18 protein-coding genes and 2 pseudogenes are annotated in these 15995 nt (G+C 62.5%); 10 read left to right on the forward strand and 10 right to left on the reverse strand.

Annotated elements, in window-relative coordinates; all coding sequences use genetic code 11:
• Positions 1-248 precede the first annotated feature (248 nt).
• Positions 249-452, forward strand: a pseudogene (locus tag BLS42_RS20535) (histone-like nucleoid-structuring protein Lsr2); the annotation flags it as partial.
• Between the two features lie 76 nt (positions 453-528).
• On the opposite strand, the gene BLS42_RS08050 reads toward BLS42_RS20535, so the two are convergent.
• From BLS42_RS08050 to BLS42_RS08080, 8 genes are all read right to left on the reverse strand, one after another.
• A complete protein-coding gene (locus tag BLS42_RS08050) occupies positions 529-945 on the reverse strand; it encodes an HNH endonuclease family protein (protein ID WP_256336332.1) in 417 nt (138 codons plus the stop codon).
• Positions 946-1253: 308 nt separating this feature from the next.
• Positions 1254-1508 carry a hypothetical protein gene (locus BLS42_RS08055; protein WP_090579160.1) on the reverse strand — a complete coding sequence of 85 codons (255 nt, stop codon included), beginning with the start codon at positions 1506-1508 and terminating at the stop codon, positions 1254-1256.
• Between the two features lie 458 nt (positions 1509-1966).
• The gene (locus tag BLS42_RS08060) at positions 1967-2872 is read right to left on the reverse strand and encodes an EamA family transporter (protein ID WP_090579163.1); all 906 of its coding nucleotides are present in this window, start codon (positions 2870-2872) and stop codon (positions 1967-1969) included.
• Between the two features lies 1 nt (position 2873).
• Positions 2874-3140, reverse strand: coding sequence for a hypothetical protein (locus tag BLS42_RS20795; protein WP_371129541.1), 267 nt, complete (start codon positions 3138-3140; stop codon positions 2874-2876).
• Positions 3103-3408 (reverse strand): helix-turn-helix domain-containing protein, encoded by a 306-nt coding sequence (locus tag BLS42_RS20800; RefSeq protein WP_371129531.1) that lies wholly within the window; start codon positions 3406-3408, stop codon positions 3103-3105. The genes BLS42_RS20795 and BLS42_RS20800 overlap by 38 nt, the downstream gene beginning before the upstream one ends.
• 4 nt (positions 3409-3412) lie before the next feature.
• Positions 3413-4336, reverse strand: coding sequence for an NADP-dependent oxidoreductase (locus BLS42_RS08070; RefSeq protein ID WP_090579166.1), 924 nt, complete (start codon positions 4334-4336; stop codon positions 3413-3415).
• A 71-nt stretch (positions 4337-4407) separates the two neighbouring features.
• Positions 4408-5364, reverse strand: a complete 957-nt coding sequence (gene sigJ / locus BLS42_RS08075) for an RNA polymerase sigma factor SigJ (protein ID WP_090579641.1) — start codon at positions 5362-5364, stop codon at positions 4408-4410.
• A gap of 390 nt (positions 5365-5754) precedes the next feature.
• Entirely contained in the window at positions 5755-6972 is a 1218-nt protein-coding gene (locus BLS42_RS08080) for an MFS transporter (protein WP_218122083.1), read from the reverse strand.
• Positions 6973-7275: 303 nt separating this feature from the next.
• On the opposite strand from BLS42_RS08080, the gene BLS42_RS08085 reads away from it, so the two are divergent.
• The gene (locus BLS42_RS08085; protein ID WP_090579173.1) at positions 7276-7740 is read left to right on the forward strand and encodes a hypothetical protein; all 465 of its coding nucleotides are present in this window, start codon (positions 7276-7278) and stop codon (positions 7738-7740) included.
• Positions 7740-8408, forward strand: coding sequence for a TetR/AcrR family transcriptional regulator (locus BLS42_RS08090; RefSeq protein ID WP_090579177.1), 669 nt, complete (start codon positions 7740-7742; stop codon positions 8406-8408). The genes BLS42_RS08085 and BLS42_RS08090 overlap by 1 nt, the downstream gene beginning before the upstream one ends.
• Positions 8409-8502: 94 nt before the next feature.
• Here the strand turns inward: BLS42_RS08090 and BLS42_RS08095 are convergent, their stop codons facing one another.
• Both BLS42_RS08095 and BLS42_RS08105 read right to left on the reverse strand, forming a co-directional pair.
• A complete protein-coding gene (locus BLS42_RS08095; RefSeq protein WP_090579181.1) occupies positions 8503-9156 on the reverse strand; it encodes a peroxiredoxin-like family protein in 654 nt (217 codons plus the stop codon).
• Positions 9157-9496: 340 nt separating this feature from the next.
• Complete coding sequence (locus tag BLS42_RS08105) at positions 9497-10120, reverse strand: sigma-70 family RNA polymerase sigma factor (RefSeq protein ID WP_090579187.1); 624 nt, start codon at positions 10118-10120, stop codon at positions 9497-9499.
• A gap of 451 nt (positions 10121-10571) precedes the next feature.
• On the opposite strand from BLS42_RS08105, the gene BLS42_RS08110 reads away from it, so the two are divergent.
• The 7 genes and pseudogenes from BLS42_RS08110 (at position 10572) to BLS42_RS08145 (ending at position 15571) form a co-directional block, all read left to right on the forward strand.
• A complete protein-coding gene (locus BLS42_RS08110) occupies positions 10572-11492 on the forward strand; it encodes a ferritin-like domain-containing protein (protein WP_090579191.1) in 921 nt (306 codons plus the stop codon).
• Positions 11493-12072: 580 nt separating this feature from the next.
• Positions 12073-12534: a peptide-methionine (R)-S-oxide reductase MsrB gene (gene msrB, locus BLS42_RS08120; RefSeq protein WP_090579194.1), complete on the forward strand. Its 462-nt coding sequence runs from the start codon at positions 12073-12075 to the stop codon at positions 12532-12534.
• A complete protein-coding gene (gene msrA / locus BLS42_RS08125; RefSeq protein WP_090579196.1) occupies positions 12531-13052 on the forward strand; it encodes a peptide-methionine (S)-S-oxide reductase MsrA in 522 nt (173 codons plus the stop codon). The genes msrB and msrA overlap by 4 nt, the downstream gene beginning before the upstream one ends.
• A 50-nt stretch (positions 13053-13102) precedes the next feature.
• Positions 13103-13684, forward strand: coding sequence for a molybdopterin-dependent oxidoreductase (locus BLS42_RS08130; protein ID WP_090579200.1), 582 nt, complete (start codon positions 13103-13105; stop codon positions 13682-13684).
• Positions 13681-14406, forward strand: a complete 726-nt coding sequence (locus BLS42_RS08135; protein WP_090579203.1) for a ferredoxin reductase — start codon at positions 13681-13683, stop codon at positions 14404-14406. Before BLS42_RS08130 ends, BLS42_RS08135 begins: the two co-directional genes overlap by 4 nt.
• A complete protein-coding gene (locus BLS42_RS08140) occupies positions 14406-14681 on the forward strand; it encodes a DUF6510 family protein (RefSeq protein ID WP_090579206.1) in 276 nt (91 codons plus the stop codon). The genes BLS42_RS08135 and BLS42_RS08140 overlap by 1 nt, the downstream gene beginning before the upstream one ends.
• Before the next feature lie 24 nt (positions 14682-14705).
• A pseudogene (locus tag BLS42_RS08145) lies at positions 14706-15571 on the forward strand (NAD(P)/FAD-dependent oxidoreductase).
• The last annotated feature ends 424 nt before the right edge of the window (positions 15572-15995 follow it).

Below are 15995 nucleotides of genomic sequence, written 5' to 3' on the forward strand. Positions count from 1 at the left end.
GTCTCGTTAGTCTTCGGAATCAAAATTACGTTGAGGTCAAGGATGCGTTGGCGGTGGGGAAACAAACATCACGAACCACGAACCAAGGGCGCGCTGTTGGCCCGCAAAATTCATGCCGAGCTGATCGATGACATTTCGGCGAGGATGCACAGGAAACCGTCCCGGTTCGCCCTCGACGGCGCAGGCGACGAAATAGACATGTAGGCCGGGAACGCGGCCAAACTGCGGAGTACCGGGCACGGTACGTCTCCGGCGGCCGGCGCGGCCGGACCGTATCTACCGGCAGGGAAGAGAGTCAGACGATCCGGGAATGGGCCATGTCCAACGGCTACAGCCCCAGTACCCGGGGACGCATCAGCGAGGACATCAAAAACGCCAACTCCCTTGAGATAGGTTCGTCGGCCGCGGTCCGACAGCCAGGCGCCATCTGCTCTCGATATGCGGGCCGATAACAGCTAAAGAGCTGACCACTTAGAGGCGTTATGTGGGCATGAACAGAGACGGGGCGCCGAGAAGGCCGTCTCCTGATTAGGCGCGGGTAACGGTGAGGGTGACGTTGGGGCATGAGTCTGCGTAGCGGATCAGTGCCGCCTTCTCTTTGCTGTCGACGCGTAGGCCCCAGCGGATCTTCACCGCCACCCACTGGCCGATGTACGCGCAGCGGTTCTTCGGCGGCATCCACGTCTCCGGTCCGCTGGCCTGTTTTGCGGAGTTGAGCGCGGACGTCTGGGCACTCAGGGTGCGCGTGTCGCCGAGGTCGTTGTAGAAGGCCACGCGCCGGGCCTGGGACCAGTATCTGGCCCCGGATCCCCAGGCTTCATGGACCGGGACCGTGTGGTCGATCTGTACCTCCGACGCGTATGTGTCATCTTGCCACGGTGCCGGCTCGGAGCGGCCCACCGTTGGGGGCAATGTTCCGACGCCGACGGGTCCCGACACGGACACTGATCAGATTGTTCAGTATCCACCCCCGTCCGACAGGGACATCCAAACCAGTCATCGTCAATCAAAACCAGCACCGCCCTGAGGCGCTCCCTGTCCAACTTATACGGACTTCTAGGGGGTTATAGGGAAAACCCTAGAACCCCCTAGAAGTCCGTAGAACTGCGGGGTTGGACCCGGCGGATCCCCTATGGCCCAGGCCATGTGAATGTCGCAGTTTGATTCAGGACCGTTGTGACGGCTGGAACGACCGTTGCCACCCCTTCGTCTGGACCAAGACCCGGGAACGTGACACTAGATCCGAAGGACATCTACTGTAGGTCATCCGGGATGCCGAATCGCCTTCCAATGAGTACGCGAATGGCCGCGAGTAGAGGCTGATCTTCCAGCGCAACGCCCTCGCCCCCGTAATGCACGCCTGTTTCTTCGCCCACTGCTTCGATGTCGAAAAGGTTGATGACCTCGACCACACGATACTGATACTCGGTGGCGGTCATTTGGCGAGACGGACGAACTGGAATTGTGCTGAGTGTGCGCGCGACCTCAGCATCGGTGGGTTCATTCATGGGTGCACTCTCGCATGACGTTCCGCCGTTGCACAAGAGGGCCCTTCGGGTCAAATACGGGAGTATGAGGCGACGTTAGCTCGCTGGAGGTGAGCTCATCCTCCCGCGGCACCCGACGGCAAAGCCCTGTCGGCGCAGGCTCCGATACCGGCGGGTCGCGCGAACACCGACCAGGCCGCTGGCTGCTTCTTCGGCCGAGAGAGCGAAATAGCTCCACAACATAATGTCGGTTATCGTGTGGGCCATGACTGAGCAGCCGCCGGCAGGAGTAATCGAAGACCTAGACCGGCTGCGGGCGGCTTGGGAAAAGCGCCCAAGCCAGGGAACATCGTTCTAACTCCTTTGTTAGATTCGAATGAAAGCAGTGCGTGGGCGCAACCTGCCACGCCCTTTGTGAGCGTGCGCCGGAAGGTGCCGGAACCGGCGCCCATTCGATGATGTATGTTGCGCTGCATGCGTTAGCCGACGAAGTCGAGATCCGCAGGACTGGGGTTCTGCTCCGGGTATGCCGGGCGGCGGCGTCCGCCCCGCTGCGCCGCGGCGCCAGCGAGGACGACGAGCAGGATGCCCAGGGCCTGGATGGCCGAAGGCTGCTGGTGCAGGATGAGCAATCCGAGGAGGACCCCGAGGGCTGGCTCGAGGGCCATGAGGGTGCCGAACGCGGTGGGCGTCATCCTGCGCAGGGCGAGCATTTCCAGCGCGAAAGGCAGCACGGGCAACAGGACAGCGAGCCCGGCCCCGGCGGCCAGGATCCCGAAGGTGAGGTGGCCGGCGGCCTGCGGAATCCCGACGACGGCTGCAGTGGCTGCAGCGATCGGCACGGTCATCGAGAGCGCCCCGATTCCGGTGAAACGGTCTCCGATTCGCTGGGTGAGCAGGATGTAGGCGGCCCAGCCGATTGCTGCCAGCGCGGCGAAGGTGACGCCGGTCAGGTTGAAGTCGCCCTGCCACGGTTCAGTGAGCAGAACGACGCCGAGCAGCGCCACAGCCGGCCAGATGAGTGCCTTCCTGTTGTGGCTGCGTACCGCGGCCACCGTCAGGGGTCCCAGGAACTCGATCGCGACGGCGGTGCCGAGCGGTATGTGCTCGATTGCGGCGAGGAACCCGATCGTCACCAGCCCCGTGGTGATGCCCAGACCGAGTAGTGGCAGCACGTCGCCGCGGCGGACTGAGCGCAGCGGCGGGCGGGCAATCGCCAGGAGAATGATGGCTCCCATGCTGAGCCTGAGCCAGGCTGTTCCGGCCGGGCCCACGGTCTCAATCAGATCCACCGACAGGGCAGACCCCAACTGAACTGACAGGATTGCCGTTACGGCCAGTCCCCACGGCGGGACCGGGAGGTTCAAAGCGTTTCGCAGGGGCATGTTAGTTCCCCTCATGGATTGAAGGGGCCGCGGCGATCCGACGGCTGGCGGTCCTGACGTCCCGACCACGCCCCGCTAACCGAGCCGCCAGGGCGTCGGCGGCGCCGTCGAGTGCCTCATCGGTCATGGGCTGGAGGGCGTCGAGGATGAACAGCGCCGTGGTGGTGTCTTCGCGGGGTTGGGTTCTCCGGCCTTGGCGCCAGTTCCAGCGCCGGCAGGTAACGCCGGCGTCATCGCACCACACCACACCGCGGCGGGTGACAGTCACTGGCCTGGGGCGCGGGAGTTGAACCAACGCGGGCAGTCCAACCCAGAGCGTCACTGATTCTCAGGAGCGTCCCCACGCTGGGATTCGTGGCCCCCTGCTCGACGTTGACCGCCATGCGGCGGCTCACACTTGTGGCCTCCGCCAATTGATCAAGCGTCCACCCCCGCGACTGCCGCTCCTGCCGCACCCGGCTGCCGATTGCTGCCACGAGGGCAGATGTACTCCGGCAGGTGCCCGGCGTAACTGTCGCTGTCTGCTGTTCAGTCATCGTCTTAGTTGCCTTCCGCGACTTGAATGATGGTCTTGCCCTTGGTTCGCCCCGGAGAGTTGAATGCGGAAGGTGCCTCGGCGAGGGGGCGGACCGCGCCGAGGATGGTGCGCAGACGCCCGTCTCTTAGCCGAAGCGCGAGGTCTGTTAGCCGGTTCCGGTCGGCTTCCACGACGAAGAACACGGCCCGTCCGTTCTCGGGCTGCAGGGAAGGAGGACTAGCGATAGTTACCAGGGTGCCCCCTGCACGGACGAGCGCGGTCGAACGATCGCGGATGTCGCCGCCGATGACGTCGAAAACCAGATCCACTTCACCGGCGTCTTCTAGCTGATCAGCGTCCAGATCAAGGAATGTATCGGCGCCAAGATCAAGCACCGTCTCCCTATCCGCTGGCCGCCCAGTGCCGATGACGCGGGCGCCGGCTTCACGGGCCAGTTGCGTGGCGATTGATCCGACACCGCCGGCTGCGCCGTGGATGAGGACAGTCTGGCCCGTTTCAAGGCGGCCGTGCTCGAAGATCCCCTGCCAGGCGGTAAGCCCGGAGATCGGAAGCGTAGCAGCCACGGTGTGATCGATGTCCGCTGGAAGCGGGGCGAGATTTCGGGCCTCCACTGCGACGTACTCAGCTAATGCGCCGTTGCGGGACCAGTCGCACAGGCCGAACACTCGCTGACCTATGGTGAGGCCGGTCGTGCCGTACCCGAGTTCGGTGACGACGCCGGAGAGTTCGTGTCCAGGGATGCTTGGGGTGCGGTCCCTTCCCGACCTGTCTGACCAGGTTCCCGGCCAATCAAGTTCCCCCGGTGTGAATCCCGCTGCATGGACACGAACGATGACATCGTTTTCAGCTGCGTGCGGGTGGGGCTGTGTGGTCAGTGTGAGCCCGGCAAGACCGGCATGGGGGTCAGAGACGGTGATGGCGTGCATATCAGATCCTCTGTTTCAGATATTTAAGAATAGGGCGCGACGAGCGCGCCAAAGAACTGACGACGTAGCAGTTAATGATGTGAGGTCTGCGGACCGTGACCTGGCCAGAGACTAAGTTTCGCTGGGTTCCATTGGATCCAGACCCTGGTGACCCGATCACCGTCGACGAGCAGATTAAGTACGCCGGTCACCTGCCCGTCCCGCACCAGCGCCAAGGCCGGTCCGCCGCCAGTGATCTGGGGCTCGAGGCTGACCTTGGCTTGTTTGGCGAGGATGCCAACGATGAAACGGGCCACCTTCGATACTCCGTTGATCGGATTCAATGCTGCACGCACGAACCCACCGCCGTCGGAGCGAAGGGTTACGGCTGGATCGAGCAGTGACATCAAGGTGCTGATGTCACCCTCCCGGCAAGCGGCACCAAACGCCTGCACTACCCTGGCATGCTCGGCCTCGTCGACCGCGTGTGCGCGCTGGGAACGGACGCGCCGGCGAGCCGAGCTCGCCAGCTGACGGACCGCCGCCGGAGAACGCCCAACGATGCCAGCGATCTCCTGAAAGGGAACCGCAAAGACATCATGCAGAATGAACGTGACGCGTTCTGCCGGTGTCATCGCTTCGAGCACCACTAGCAGAGCGGTGCTCACCGACTCGTCCAGGGTCATCCGGTCCAGCGGGTCGCGCGATTCTGACGGCACGAGCGGCCTGCTGTTGTCTGTCGTCGCACCGGTGAAAACGTTCGCCGGTACTGGCTCGGGCAACCACTGGCCGACGTACCTTTCCCGGCGGACACGGGCACTACCGAGCATATCAAGGCATATGCGGCTGGTTACCCGAGTGAGCCAGCCCGCCGGGTTCGCGATACCAGCGCGCTTGGCGTCGTCGAGCCGGTACCAGCGCACGAACGATTCTTGCACGGCGTCCTCCGCCTCGCTGACAGTGCCGAGCATTCTGTAGGCAAGAGCGACCAGTCGCCGCGGCTCATACTTGAACAGCTCAGCTACCGGATCGCGCGGTTCCACTCCCATCAAGACCTCCACAAAGCCGGTTGCAGGCCTAGTCCCGAGATTCGTTCATGAATACACACGCTCGAGGTGTGTCCGATCGCAGGACCGTGTGCACGCTAGCATCGAGCAACTTCCGCTCGCCTAAGTCCGTGAGTACCCATGCGAACCCGCGTTCCGGGAACATTACATCAATCGACCCGTGCCAGCGTTCCCCGGTTTCGTGATCTCTCACAACGACGCTGTGGCCACGGGCCAGCGACAGAAAGCTTTCAACCTCGCACCTCGTTAGCGAGTCTTTCGATCCGTTTCTCCTCGGCGCCGTGTCAAGAGCTGCTGTCCGCAATGAGCACTTGACTCGTTGGGCGGGGGGACATGAACCTTCCAATACGCTGCTTGACGCGTCGTCGTTCGTCATGATTGTCCACCGTGCCGGTTGGTCCCGCTCGTGGCGGTGTGCGGGTTGCGTGCAGCGATCACAGTGAACAGGGTGCCGATTAACGCAAGTGAGCCGTATCCGAGGACGATCTGCGGCAGCGAGAAGGTGTTGGAGAGTTTGCCGGCGATGAGGGCGGGGATCGTGGCGCTGCTGTAGCACAGTAGGTAGATGACGCTGAAAATCGGTGCCCGATCTGCCGGGGCGCTGCCGTGCAGCAGTCCGCGGGTGGCGGCGCTGATGGCTATGCCTTGACTGGCGCCGGCGACGATGGTTGCGACGATGAACAACGCCAGTGCGCCAGTGGCGATCGCTGTGATGATGCCGATCATTCCGGCCAAGAAGGCGACCATGCCGAGGCGTTGGGCCACGGCCGGTGAGAATCGGCCTGCCAGGGGGGCGCCGAGAACGCTGGGACCCATGTAGGCGGCGAATACGAGTCCAAGGATGATCGGGCTGCTGGTGTGGAGTTGATCTTCGACTAGCGCGGGCACGAAGGCTTGGTAGAAGGCTCCCGTCGCCCAAGTGGCCAGGAACACCGACGCCGCGGCGGGGAGCAGGTGCCTGACCCGGGCTGGTACTCGGATTCGGGGTCGCAGTGATTGCCAAACACCCGGCGTCGGCATGGCGATTTCCGGGCTGACAGCGATGAGCGCAATTGACAGGAGGAGGAGGCCGATGACAACCAGATAGATGAGGTCGCGCGGCCAGGGGCCGAACTGGACCAGAGCGCCGGAGGTGATGGCGCCGACTGCGAGGCCGAGCATGACTGTCTGGCTGGAGGCGACGGAGGCCAGCCAGGTCGGCCTGGCCGGCGCGGCGTCGACGATGTAGGAGGTGAGGCTACTACTGGCCAGCCCGGCGCCGAGGCCCATCAGGAGCCGGCCGGCGATCAGGGTGCCGACGTCGTGCACGCTCAGCATCACCAGACAGCCGAGCAGGAGCAAGCCGAGGCTGGCGATCGATGTGGGCCGTCGGCCCACGTGATTGGACACTCGTCCCAGCACCAACAGTGTGGTGAGAGTAGCCGCGGAGTAGGCGACAACGGTCAGCGAGATGTCGGCGTTGGTGAACCCGTCCTCGGCCCGGTAGACATTGAAGAGAGGGACCGTCGACCCCACTGCGGCAAACACGGCCACTAGGGAGACCACCGCGGAAACGAACGCCAGGCGGAGCGTTCTGCCTCTGCGAGTCATATTGACCACTGGTGCCACGTTTTGCATCGAGTCGTGCCTTCCTATTGTTCTTAACCACCCCGGAGTTCTGCGGAGGGCGCCGACGCCGTCTTACCCTCCGATGCCATCCACCGGCGGCCCGGTCTAAACCGCTATGGCATCCGGGTGGTCCCTAGCCAAGGAAAGAAAGGACCACTTGGTCCAGTAACGATGGCTGTCGACGGGGATTTACGCAGTTTGGCGCGTTTCACGCGATAAAAATGGACTTAATAGTCCTAAATTGTGCCACAATAGGTGAATGGTGTCGACTGGCTGGGTGGATGGATGAGGACATACTTTACGGAGGTCCTGGCCCGCGAAAGGGCTTGTCTGGCTGAAGTCACTGACAGAACGATGCTTGCCGACTGGCGTCGTGGCGTCGTCAAGGAGCTCATGACCCCGCAGTCGCCTTACGTGCTGGCGTTGCGACAGACAGGGAGCGTGCGCGACCGCGCCGACTTCCTCGATGGGTGGCGCGGGCTCATCTCCGGGACGGTGGATCGTCTGCTGCAGTCCGGCGCCACGGGTGGCACACTCTGCTCTTCCGCGCAGAGCCCGAACTCCGACGTCGACGCTCAGAAGATTGCTGTGCTGATTCTTGCGGCGCTTCATGGAGGCAGCACCCTGAGCCGGCTTGCACGGGACCCTCGGCCTCTCAACGATGCTCTCGACCTCGCGCTCGCGTGGGCAGACCAGGACAACAGTCTCGCAAAGACGGGAACGAGCAGCTCGACAAGTAAAATAGTGTGATGACAACCCTTGACGCGCGCAACGGCAGGCGCCTGACGGCGCGCGGTGAAAAGACGCGGGCAAGGATCGTGGCCGCAGCGGCCGATCTGATAAATGTCCAGGGAGTCGGGGCTACTACGCTCGACGACGTGATATTGGCAAGTGGCGTGAGCAAGTCGCAGTTATACCACCACTTCGCAGGCAAGGATGCGCTCGTGCGGGCCGTCGTCGACCATGTAGGAGAACGCATCATCCAGCGTGAACGCGATGCCCTAGGTCATGTCTCGACGATCCAAGGCCTGCGACGCTGGCGCGATGCGTTGGTACAGAACAACGCCCTACGGCATGGCGCCTACGGCTGCGCGCTCGGCTCACTGGCCTCCGAGGTCTCCGATCAAGACGATGCTGCCCGCCGGGCCGCGTCTCAACTCTTCATCGAATGGCAGGAGCTCTTGGCGGGCGTGTTGCACAGGCTTCAGGACGGTGGTGCGCTTCCGCCCGAGGCGTCGATCGACCAGCTTGCGACAGGACTCATGGGCGCCCTCCAAGGCGGTTACATGCTGGCCCAAACTGCGCGCGATGTCACGCCGATGGCAACATCAATCGACATGGCGCTAGCGCATATCGAGAGCCTTCACAAGCACGAAGTCGGGCAGCGGCAGCGTCCCGCTGTCGAACAAGTCCAATGATACGTTGCGACTCATCCCGTTCGAGGAACGCGCTCTGCGAACGTCCGTGCGGATGCGCCGGGCCCGAATCAGTATCGTGCCTGGCGCTTCCGCGTCAGGTTCGGCGCAGGGCGTCGAGTGCCGCGATCATGTCTGACGGTTCGGTCCGTTTGGTGTAGTCACTGTTCACGAACGCCCACGAGACGACCCCGTCCTGTCCGACCACGTACGACGCCGGAATCACGAGCGTGCGATCATGTCCACCGTTCGTGCGGACGAGATCGTGGCCGCGGCTCTCGTAGATGGCGGCGAGCTCAGCCGGGATGTCGAAAGACAGGCCATAATCCTGGGCAACGGTCGTGCCGACATCGCTCAGGACATCGAAGGTGAGGTCGTGTTTCTCGGTGACCGACAGTGATTCGTCGGGTACCTGAGGCGAGATCGCCACGAGACGAGCGCCGCGGGCCTCGAACTCGCCGATGTTCGCCTGCAGGGTGCGCAGTTCGAGGTTGCAGTACGGGCACCAGCTGCCTCGATAGAAGCTCAAGACGACGGGTCCATCGCGAAGCAGATCGTTCAGGATCACCGTGTCTTCGGTCGCGTTCGGAAGCGAGAAGCCGGGAGCGATGTCGCCGACGTTCGTCGCCCGCTCAGCCTGGCCGGTGTTGAAGAGCTGCTGCGCCGCGCGATCCATCACCTCCGTCTCATTGGCCGGGCGTTTGGCTCGCCCCTCCTTGTAGATACGTTGAAGGTCGTCTCTCAGGTTCATGTCACTCCTTTGTACTGTGTTGGTATCCACGACCACCTGGCGTGGATGACGGGGTGCCACGGTCAGTCGTCATAATCCGAGTCTCAAATATGCAGATCATCGTCCCGCACAGCGGCCAATAGACCGTGCGCATCCTCTGCGCACGATCCGCACCCAGCAATATGCGACACCAATCCCGGACAGCAGTCGGCAGCATCGACTCCGGCCGCCAGTCGGCCGACATGGACATGAAGGACAGCCATCGCCTTATCACACCTCACGTCACGGGGGTCAGTGTCCAGGAATTGCTCGAGTCACTCCCATCATCCGGTCGTGACCTTCAACCTCTACCTGTTGATCATTACCCATGGGCAGTCGTCAGCTCCTCTTCCAGATATCCGTTAGCGGTCAGGTAGGCGCGGATCTTACGGCGTGCGTCGAAAACGGTCTTGTAGATTGCACCCCGATTCGATCCAGACTGAGACACCATGGCGTCCATCGGGACACCGTTGACCACGATCGCGATGAAGCAGTGCCGTTGGTGATCGGTCAATGCCTCCCTCATTGCCCGCTGCACGGCCGTGATCAGTTCCCGTTGCTGTGCCAGCGCGAGCGGGTCGGCAGCGAGCCGCGCAGGGAGCCGCTCCCAGTCCTCGACGTTCAGGGACACGGATGGCCTGCGCGAAAAGTGGCGGCCGAGTTTGTTGGAGACCTCCAGCGCGACAAAGCGGTAGGCCCAGGTCGTGAATCGGCTCTCCCCGCGAAAGGTATCGAGCTTCCCCAGCAAAGAAACCATCGCGTCGTTGGCGGCCTGATGTGCAAGGTCCTCGAGTTCGCGCCTGCCAATGCGAAAAGCGGGTCCACGTCGATACGTCTCATGGATGGCGACCTTCAGCAACATCTCGTGCAGGCGGGCCAACGCCGCGTCCCGTTTGGTGGCGGCGTCGTCGAGGTCGGACAGCCACGATGATGAGTCCATATCCATGTCGGTAAGTCCAAATTCGGTGAGTGCGCCGCATGTTTGTCGTCGGTGGGTTCAGCGCCGGCGCAGTCCGCTCTGCGGCTGATGGCTCCTGCGGACTCCGTATTCGAGTTGCGGCGCGGGGTTGGACCGACGAGTTCGGTCGATCTGTTGACCATGAGTCAATAGAACTATTTCGTCCAGTCTAGGGCGTCGTGACATCGCTCGGCAAGGATGCATACCGTCCCGAGCCTGCGACTCCCCTTCACTTAATTTCCCAGAAAAAGACGTTTTCTCGGCCCGACCTGCGAGAATGGGCGATCACACCCATCCCCAGCGGCACTTTCGAGCGGGATTTGTCTGGACTAAATGGTCCTATGCGCGGTAGAACTGTAAAAGTGTTTCGACAGCCGATTCGAGCACCAGCAGTCTGCCTCCGGCACGGCCGGAGCCACCGAACAGCACAGGAGTCACGATGTCTAAGAGCCGCTTTATCTGGCACGCCATCAAAGCCAGCGCGGAGACCGCAGAGGACCGCGCCAAGCTAACCGGCATGGTCGCCGAAGCTGGGATCGACGCGCCGCCGGCTACGACCGCCGAAGACGGGCCCAGCGATGCTTCGATCCTGAACTTTGCGCTCAACCTTGAGTACCTCGAAGCCGAGTTCTACCTTCGTGGCGCAACGGGGCAGGGACTTCCCGACGACATGGTGGGTGGGGTGGGGACGCCCGGCCAAGTGTCCGGCGGCCGGCAGGTCGATTTCCGGAGTCCCTTGGTCAAGAACATTGCCCGTGAGATCGCCATGGACGAGCGGGCCCATGTTGCGTTCCTCCGCGGCGCACTCGGTAACACAGCCGTTGCCCGCCCACGGATCTCTCTCGATCACAGCTTTACCGCGGCGGCGTTGGCTGCCGGTTTGATCAAGCCCGGAGAGATCTTCGACGTCTACGCGAACGACCGCAACTTCCTCTTCGCCGCCTTCCTCTTCGAAGACGTGGGAGTCACCGCTTTCAAGGGCGCGGCACCGTTTATCTCCAACAAGACCTACCTGGACGCCGCAGCGGGCATGCTGGCCACCGAGGCATACCACGCCGGGATCGTGCGGGCCACGCTGTTCAACGAAGGACTCATAGACGATTCCGTGTTCGACGTCGTGCACAAGATCTCCGCGGTTCGCAATGCAGTGAGCGGCCCAGCCGACGATGACCAGGACCTCGGCACCAAAGACGTGGCCAATCTCGTCCCCAACGACGAATATGGCCGGGTATTCGGCCGGAGCGCAGCGGAGATCCTCAACATCGTCTACCTCGACGCCCAAGGGGGAACCGCCGGAGGCTTTTACCCGGATGGGCTCAACGGAGACATCGTTCACGGCACCGGGCCGACCGCGGATTAATTGTGTGTCCCGTCGCCAATCAGCAGTTAAAGCGTGGAAGTTCATCGAGGCCGACGCAACTGTTGTGACCGCAATCTGAGTTGCCTGGACGCGTCCAGAGCGACACACAATTTGAAGGGAGCATGCCATCTCCAGAGCTGAGGGACCTGTGGTCAAGAACGGCGACCGTATTGACGCAGGCGACATAACGGAAGCCCTGACGAGAGCACCATTCACCTACACCGACGAGGCAACTCAGGTGTTCACCCGTGACGGTCGCACGACCTACACCGAGAATGGGAGCCCCACATCCGGGAAGTGGGGAGTTGACGATCAGGGACAGTTCTGGTCCTTCTGGCCACCGACCTATCGCGCTACCTATGACGTCTTTTGGATTGCAGATGCCGTTGGTGATGTCGTCGGCGTCCGGTTCACCGAACTCAACCGCGGAGCGACGTCCGAAGGACGATACGCACCACGCTCACCTCAACCCCGGGATGAGGGGCACCAGTAGCGCCCTTCACGCCAGAGACCAGACGCGTCTTTGACCCGTACCTGCGATCCCCGATCTAGTAACCACCCCAGAGAAAGAAGGCTTCACATGTCCGCCACCGAGTACCGCAAAGATCCCGAGAAGATTGCGAAACTCGCCCCCGATCAGTACAAGGTCACTCAGGAGGCCTCGACTGAACCGGCGTTCCGCAACGAGTATTGGGACAACCACGATGCTGGCCTGTATGTCGACATTGTCTCCGGAGAGCCGCTATTTGCGTCCATCAACAAGTTCGACAGCCGTACAGGATGGCCCAGCTTCACCGTGCCTATTGACTCCGGCAACGTTGTCCTCAAGGAGGACCACAGCTACGGCATGGTCCGAACCGAGGTGCGCTCCAAGCATGGTGACAGCCACCTAGGTCATCTGTTCAATGACGGTCCCGCCGTCGACGGAGGTCTGCGCTACTGCATCAACTCCGCCGCGTTGCGTTTCGTTCCTCTGGACCAGCTCGAGATCGCTGGCTACGGGCAATTTCGCAACCTCTTCACCACGGAGGCAGCATTTTGAGCCGCGACCGTGTGATCCTGGCCAGTGGCTGTTTCTGGGGTGCGCAGGAACTGCTCCGAAAGAAGCCTGGCATCGTCTCCACCCGCACCGGCTATTCCGGGGGCAACACGCCGAACGCCACCTACCGCAACCACGGCGACCATGCCGAAAGCGTGGAGATCGTGTTCGATCCCGACGGCATCTCCTTCCGGGATCTGCTCGAGTTCTTCTTCCAGATCCACGACCCCTCCACCCGGGACCGGCAGGGCAACGATGTCGGCCGCAGCTACCGGTCCGCGATCTTCTACACCAGTGACGAGCAGAAGCAGGTCGCGCTTGACACCATCAAGGATGTCGACGCATCCGGGCACTGGTCTGGGAATGTCGTTACCGAGGTGGAGCCGGCCGGAGAATTCTGGGAAGCCGAGGAAGAGCACCAGGACTACCTACAGAAGTACCCCACCGGCTACACCTGCCATTACGTGCGTCCCGGTTGGAAACTCCCGCACCGCGAGAGTCAGACCGCGGAAGCCCGGTAACCGGCCAAAGGGCTAGGAAATTTGCGCGTTGATCAATTGAAGGAGAAAGAATGGCCGTTTTCGGAGGTCGCCGCCGTGAAGACAACCCGGCTCTCCCACCTGGGCAACATTTGACGGAGTCTTTCCCCGTGCTGTCGGCAGGTCCGACCCCATCGATGGACACGGCGGACTGGGAATTCTTCATCCACACCGAAACAGGGAAGACCCACCGGTGGAATTGGGGCCAGTTCCTTGCACTCCCGTCCGCGGACATCACCGTCGACATCCATTGCGTGACTAGCTGGTCCAAGCTAGGCACTAGCTGGAGGGGCGTGTCATTAGACACCTTGTTCGCTGAGGTCGAGACAGGTTTCGATTTCGTGATGGCGCACTCGTACGGCGGTTACACCACAAACCTTCCACTTGAGGAGATTCTCGACGGGAAGGCCTGGATCGCCTACGAGTACGAGGGCGCCGAGCTCGACCCGGAACACGGCGGGCCGGCCCGCCTCCTGGTGCCTCATCTCTATTTCTGGAAGAGCGCCAAATGGGTACGGGGACTCACCATGCAAAGGGAGGACAATCCAGGCTTCTGGGAAGAATACGGCTACAACCTGCACGGCGATCCTTGGCGAGAAGAGCGCTACTCATGACCAGCCCGTCCGCCGGCTGGCTCACCGGCAGTCTCACGCGTGCACACCCGCTGACAACCTCTGCGCGGAGCATCACCTTCACGGTGCCCAGCTGGCCAGGTAACGATGCGGGGCAACACGTCGACGTGAGGCTCACGTCACCGGACGGATACCAGGCCGTACGCTCATACTCCATCGCCAGCGCCGGCCCCGGTGAGATGATCGAACTGGCCATCGACAGGCTGCCAGACGGTGAAGTCTCCCCGTTCCTCGTCAACGACCTCGAACTCGGGGACACGGTCGAGCTCCGCGGCCCACTCGGCGGATGGTTCGTGTGGCGGCCGGACCAGCCCCAGCCCGTCCAACTCATCGCCGGCGGCTCCGGTGTTGTGCCGTTCATTGCGATGACCCGTGCGCATGCCAGCGCCGGGAACTCAGTGCCCATGCAGCTGCTCTATTCACTGCGGACACCGGAGGACGCGTTCTTCCGCGACGAACTCTCCCAACTCGCAGCAACCGTTCGAACGACGTGGCATTACACCAGTATTGTGCCTCCGGGTTGGTCGCGCTCAGCCGGGCGGCTGACGGCTAAGGACTTGCAAAGGGAGACACTCCCGCCCGAAAAGACACCGCTCACCTATATTTGCGGATCCACAGGATTCGTCGAAACCGTCTCCCGTGCCCTAACCAGCCTCGGGCACGCACCCGACGCCATCCGCACCGAACGATTCGGAGGAACCTGATGGACCACCTTGACGGCAATGTCCTCGCTGGACCGATCACTGGTTTTTTCGACTTCGAACCGACAACGGCCCAGGGCCAATGCCAGTCCTGCGCCGACATCGCCGCCTTGGGGCAAGCGATGGTGTATGGCCAGCCAATGGGTTTCGTGGCCCGCTGCGGAAACTGCGACAACGTCCTCATCGTCATCGTCGAACGCGCCGGGCAGAAATCTCTCAACATGCGGGGGCTCCGCTGGCTGCGGGTCGCTGACCCCGTCGAGCAAAACCGCATCTAAACCCATCAGTCGAAGGAGTTCCAGGTGCGCCAGACCATCATCATCGGCTCGGGTCCCGCCGGGAACACTGGCCGCGCTTGCTTCAATCCGCTACTCATTGCAAGCTCAGTCGAAGCCGGCGGCGAGCTGGTCACGACCACAGAGGTCAAGAAGTTCCCGGGCTTCCGGACGGCGTCCTGGGCCCTGACCTCGTGGTCAAAATCCAGGCCCCAGCCGAAAGGTTTGACACCGAGGTCGTTCTGGACGACGTCGTGGACCTCCAACTCGCCGGCGGTGTGAAGCGGGTCACTCTCGGCAACGGTGACGCACACGAAGCTCTCTCGGTGATTTTGCGACCGGTTCTGCCTACCGTAAACTCGGCAGCCCCGACGAGGAGCGACTGAGCGGCCACGGAGTCTCATGGTCCGCCACGTGCGACGGCTTCTTCTTCCGCAACAAGACGATCGCTGTGGTCGGAGGTGGCGACTCGGCAATGGAGGAAGCCACCTTCCTGACCAGGTCGGGGACAGGTCTACGTGATTCACCGTGCCAGCACACTTCGTGCGTCCAAGACCATGCAGAACAGGGCCTTTGATAACCCGAAGATCGAGTTCGTGTTCAACAAGACTGTTGAACGCATCTATGGCCATGAGAAAATCGTCGGAGTCCGGCCCCACGGCACCCTGGACGGTTCCGAAACAAACCTTGACCTCGAAGGGCGTTTCATCGCAATCAGGATAGACCCGCGTACACACCTCGTCCACGGCAAGCTCGACTTCAACCCCGAGGGCACCACCGCGGTCCAGGGACGCAGCTCCCGCACCAGCGTCCCCGGCGTTTTCGCCGCCGGCGACGTGCCCAACCCCACTTACCGCCAGGCCGGCACCGCGGCAGGATCCGGGACCCTCTGACACTCATTCAGACCAAGTTCGTGTTCCGACCTGCGAGCGATCCAGATACGCGGATCACCCGGAGCACGTCACGCCTGGCGGGTCCCGCCGCATTCCAGGGTCTGCACATCCCAGTACAGGTACGCCACGAGCGTCCCGCTGGGCCGAACGGAGCCAGATCGGAATCAGTCGCCGAAACCACGCGCTCCGCGGGCCTTGGCGAGCAGGATCTGCCCGCAGCGCAGGCTACCCATATCTACCTCACCGCAGCAGCTCACTTGTCTACCTGTTGGGGATCGTGTTCCGCCCCCACCGGAAAGTCCTCGGCACAGGAATCGACTCGCTGCTCGTCCTCATCCTCTACGCGATCGGCGCGGCCGGACTCTTCGTAATCAGCAGAACTTAACCGCGTCAGCGACTCTCGAGCACCGCCCTTGACGACCTC

Origin of the sequence: Arthrobacter sp. ov407 (assembly GCF_900102895.1) — a bacterium.
Taxonomy (GTDB): Bacteria; Actinomycetota; Actinomycetes; order Actinomycetales; family Micrococcaceae; genus Arthrobacter.

Excerpts from the sequence above, each read along its gene's own strand:
- BLS42_RS08085 (WP_090579173.1), top strand. The coding sequence starts at position 7,276 with ATGAGGACATACTTTACGGAGGTCCTGGCCCGCGAAAGGGCTTGTCTG.
- BLS42_RS08080 (WP_218122083.1), bottom strand. The coding sequence starts at position 6,972 with ATGACTCGCAGAGGCAGAACGCTCCGCCTGGCGTTCGTTTCCGCGGTG.
- BLS42_RS08070 (WP_090579166.1), bottom strand. The coding sequence starts at position 4,336 with ATGCACGCCATCACCGTCTCTGACCCCCATGCCGGTCTTGCCGGGCTC.
- BLS42_RS08055 (WP_090579160.1), bottom strand. The coding sequence starts at position 1,508 with ATGAATGAACCCACCGATGCTGAGGTCGCGCGCACACTCAGCACAATT.
- BLS42_RS08090 (WP_090579177.1), top strand. The coding sequence starts at position 7,740 with ATGACAACCCTTGACGCGCGCAACGGCAGGCGCCTGACGGCGCGCGGT.
- BLS42_RS08110 (WP_090579191.1), top strand. The coding sequence starts at position 10,572 with ATGTCTAAGAGCCGCTTTATCTGGCACGCCATCAAAGCCAGCGCGGAG.
- BLS42_RS08140 (WP_090579206.1), top strand. The coding sequence starts at position 14,406 with ATGGACCACCTTGACGGCAATGTCCTCGCTGGACCGATCACTGGTTTT.
- BLS42_RS20800 (WP_371129531.1), bottom strand. The coding sequence starts at position 3,408 with ATGACTGAACAGCAGACAGCGACAGTTACGCCGGGCACCTGCCGGAGT.
- msrB (WP_090579194.1), top strand. The coding sequence starts at position 12,073 with ATGTCCGCCACCGAGTACCGCAAAGATCCCGAGAAGATTGCGAAACTC.
- BLS42_RS08130 (WP_090579200.1), top strand. The coding sequence starts at position 13,103 with ATGGCCGTTTTCGGAGGTCGCCGCCGTGAAGACAACCCGGCTCTCCCA.
- BLS42_RS08105 (WP_090579187.1), bottom strand. The coding sequence starts at position 10,120 with ATGGATATGGACTCATCATCGTGGCTGTCCGACCTCGACGACGCCGCC.
- BLS42_RS08135 (WP_090579203.1), top strand. The coding sequence starts at position 13,681 with ATGACCAGCCCGTCCGCCGGCTGGCTCACCGGCAGTCTCACGCGTGCA.
- sigJ (WP_090579641.1), bottom strand. The coding sequence starts at position 5,364 with ATGGGAGTGGAACCGCGCGATCCGGTAGCTGAGCTGTTCAAGTATGAG.
- BLS42_RS08060 (WP_090579163.1), bottom strand. The coding sequence starts at position 2,872 with ATGCCCCTGCGAAACGCTTTGAACCTCCCGGTCCCGCCGTGGGGACTG.
- BLS42_RS08095 (WP_090579181.1), bottom strand. The coding sequence starts at position 9,156 with ATGAACCTGAGAGACGACCTTCAACGTATCTACAAGGAGGGGCGAGCC.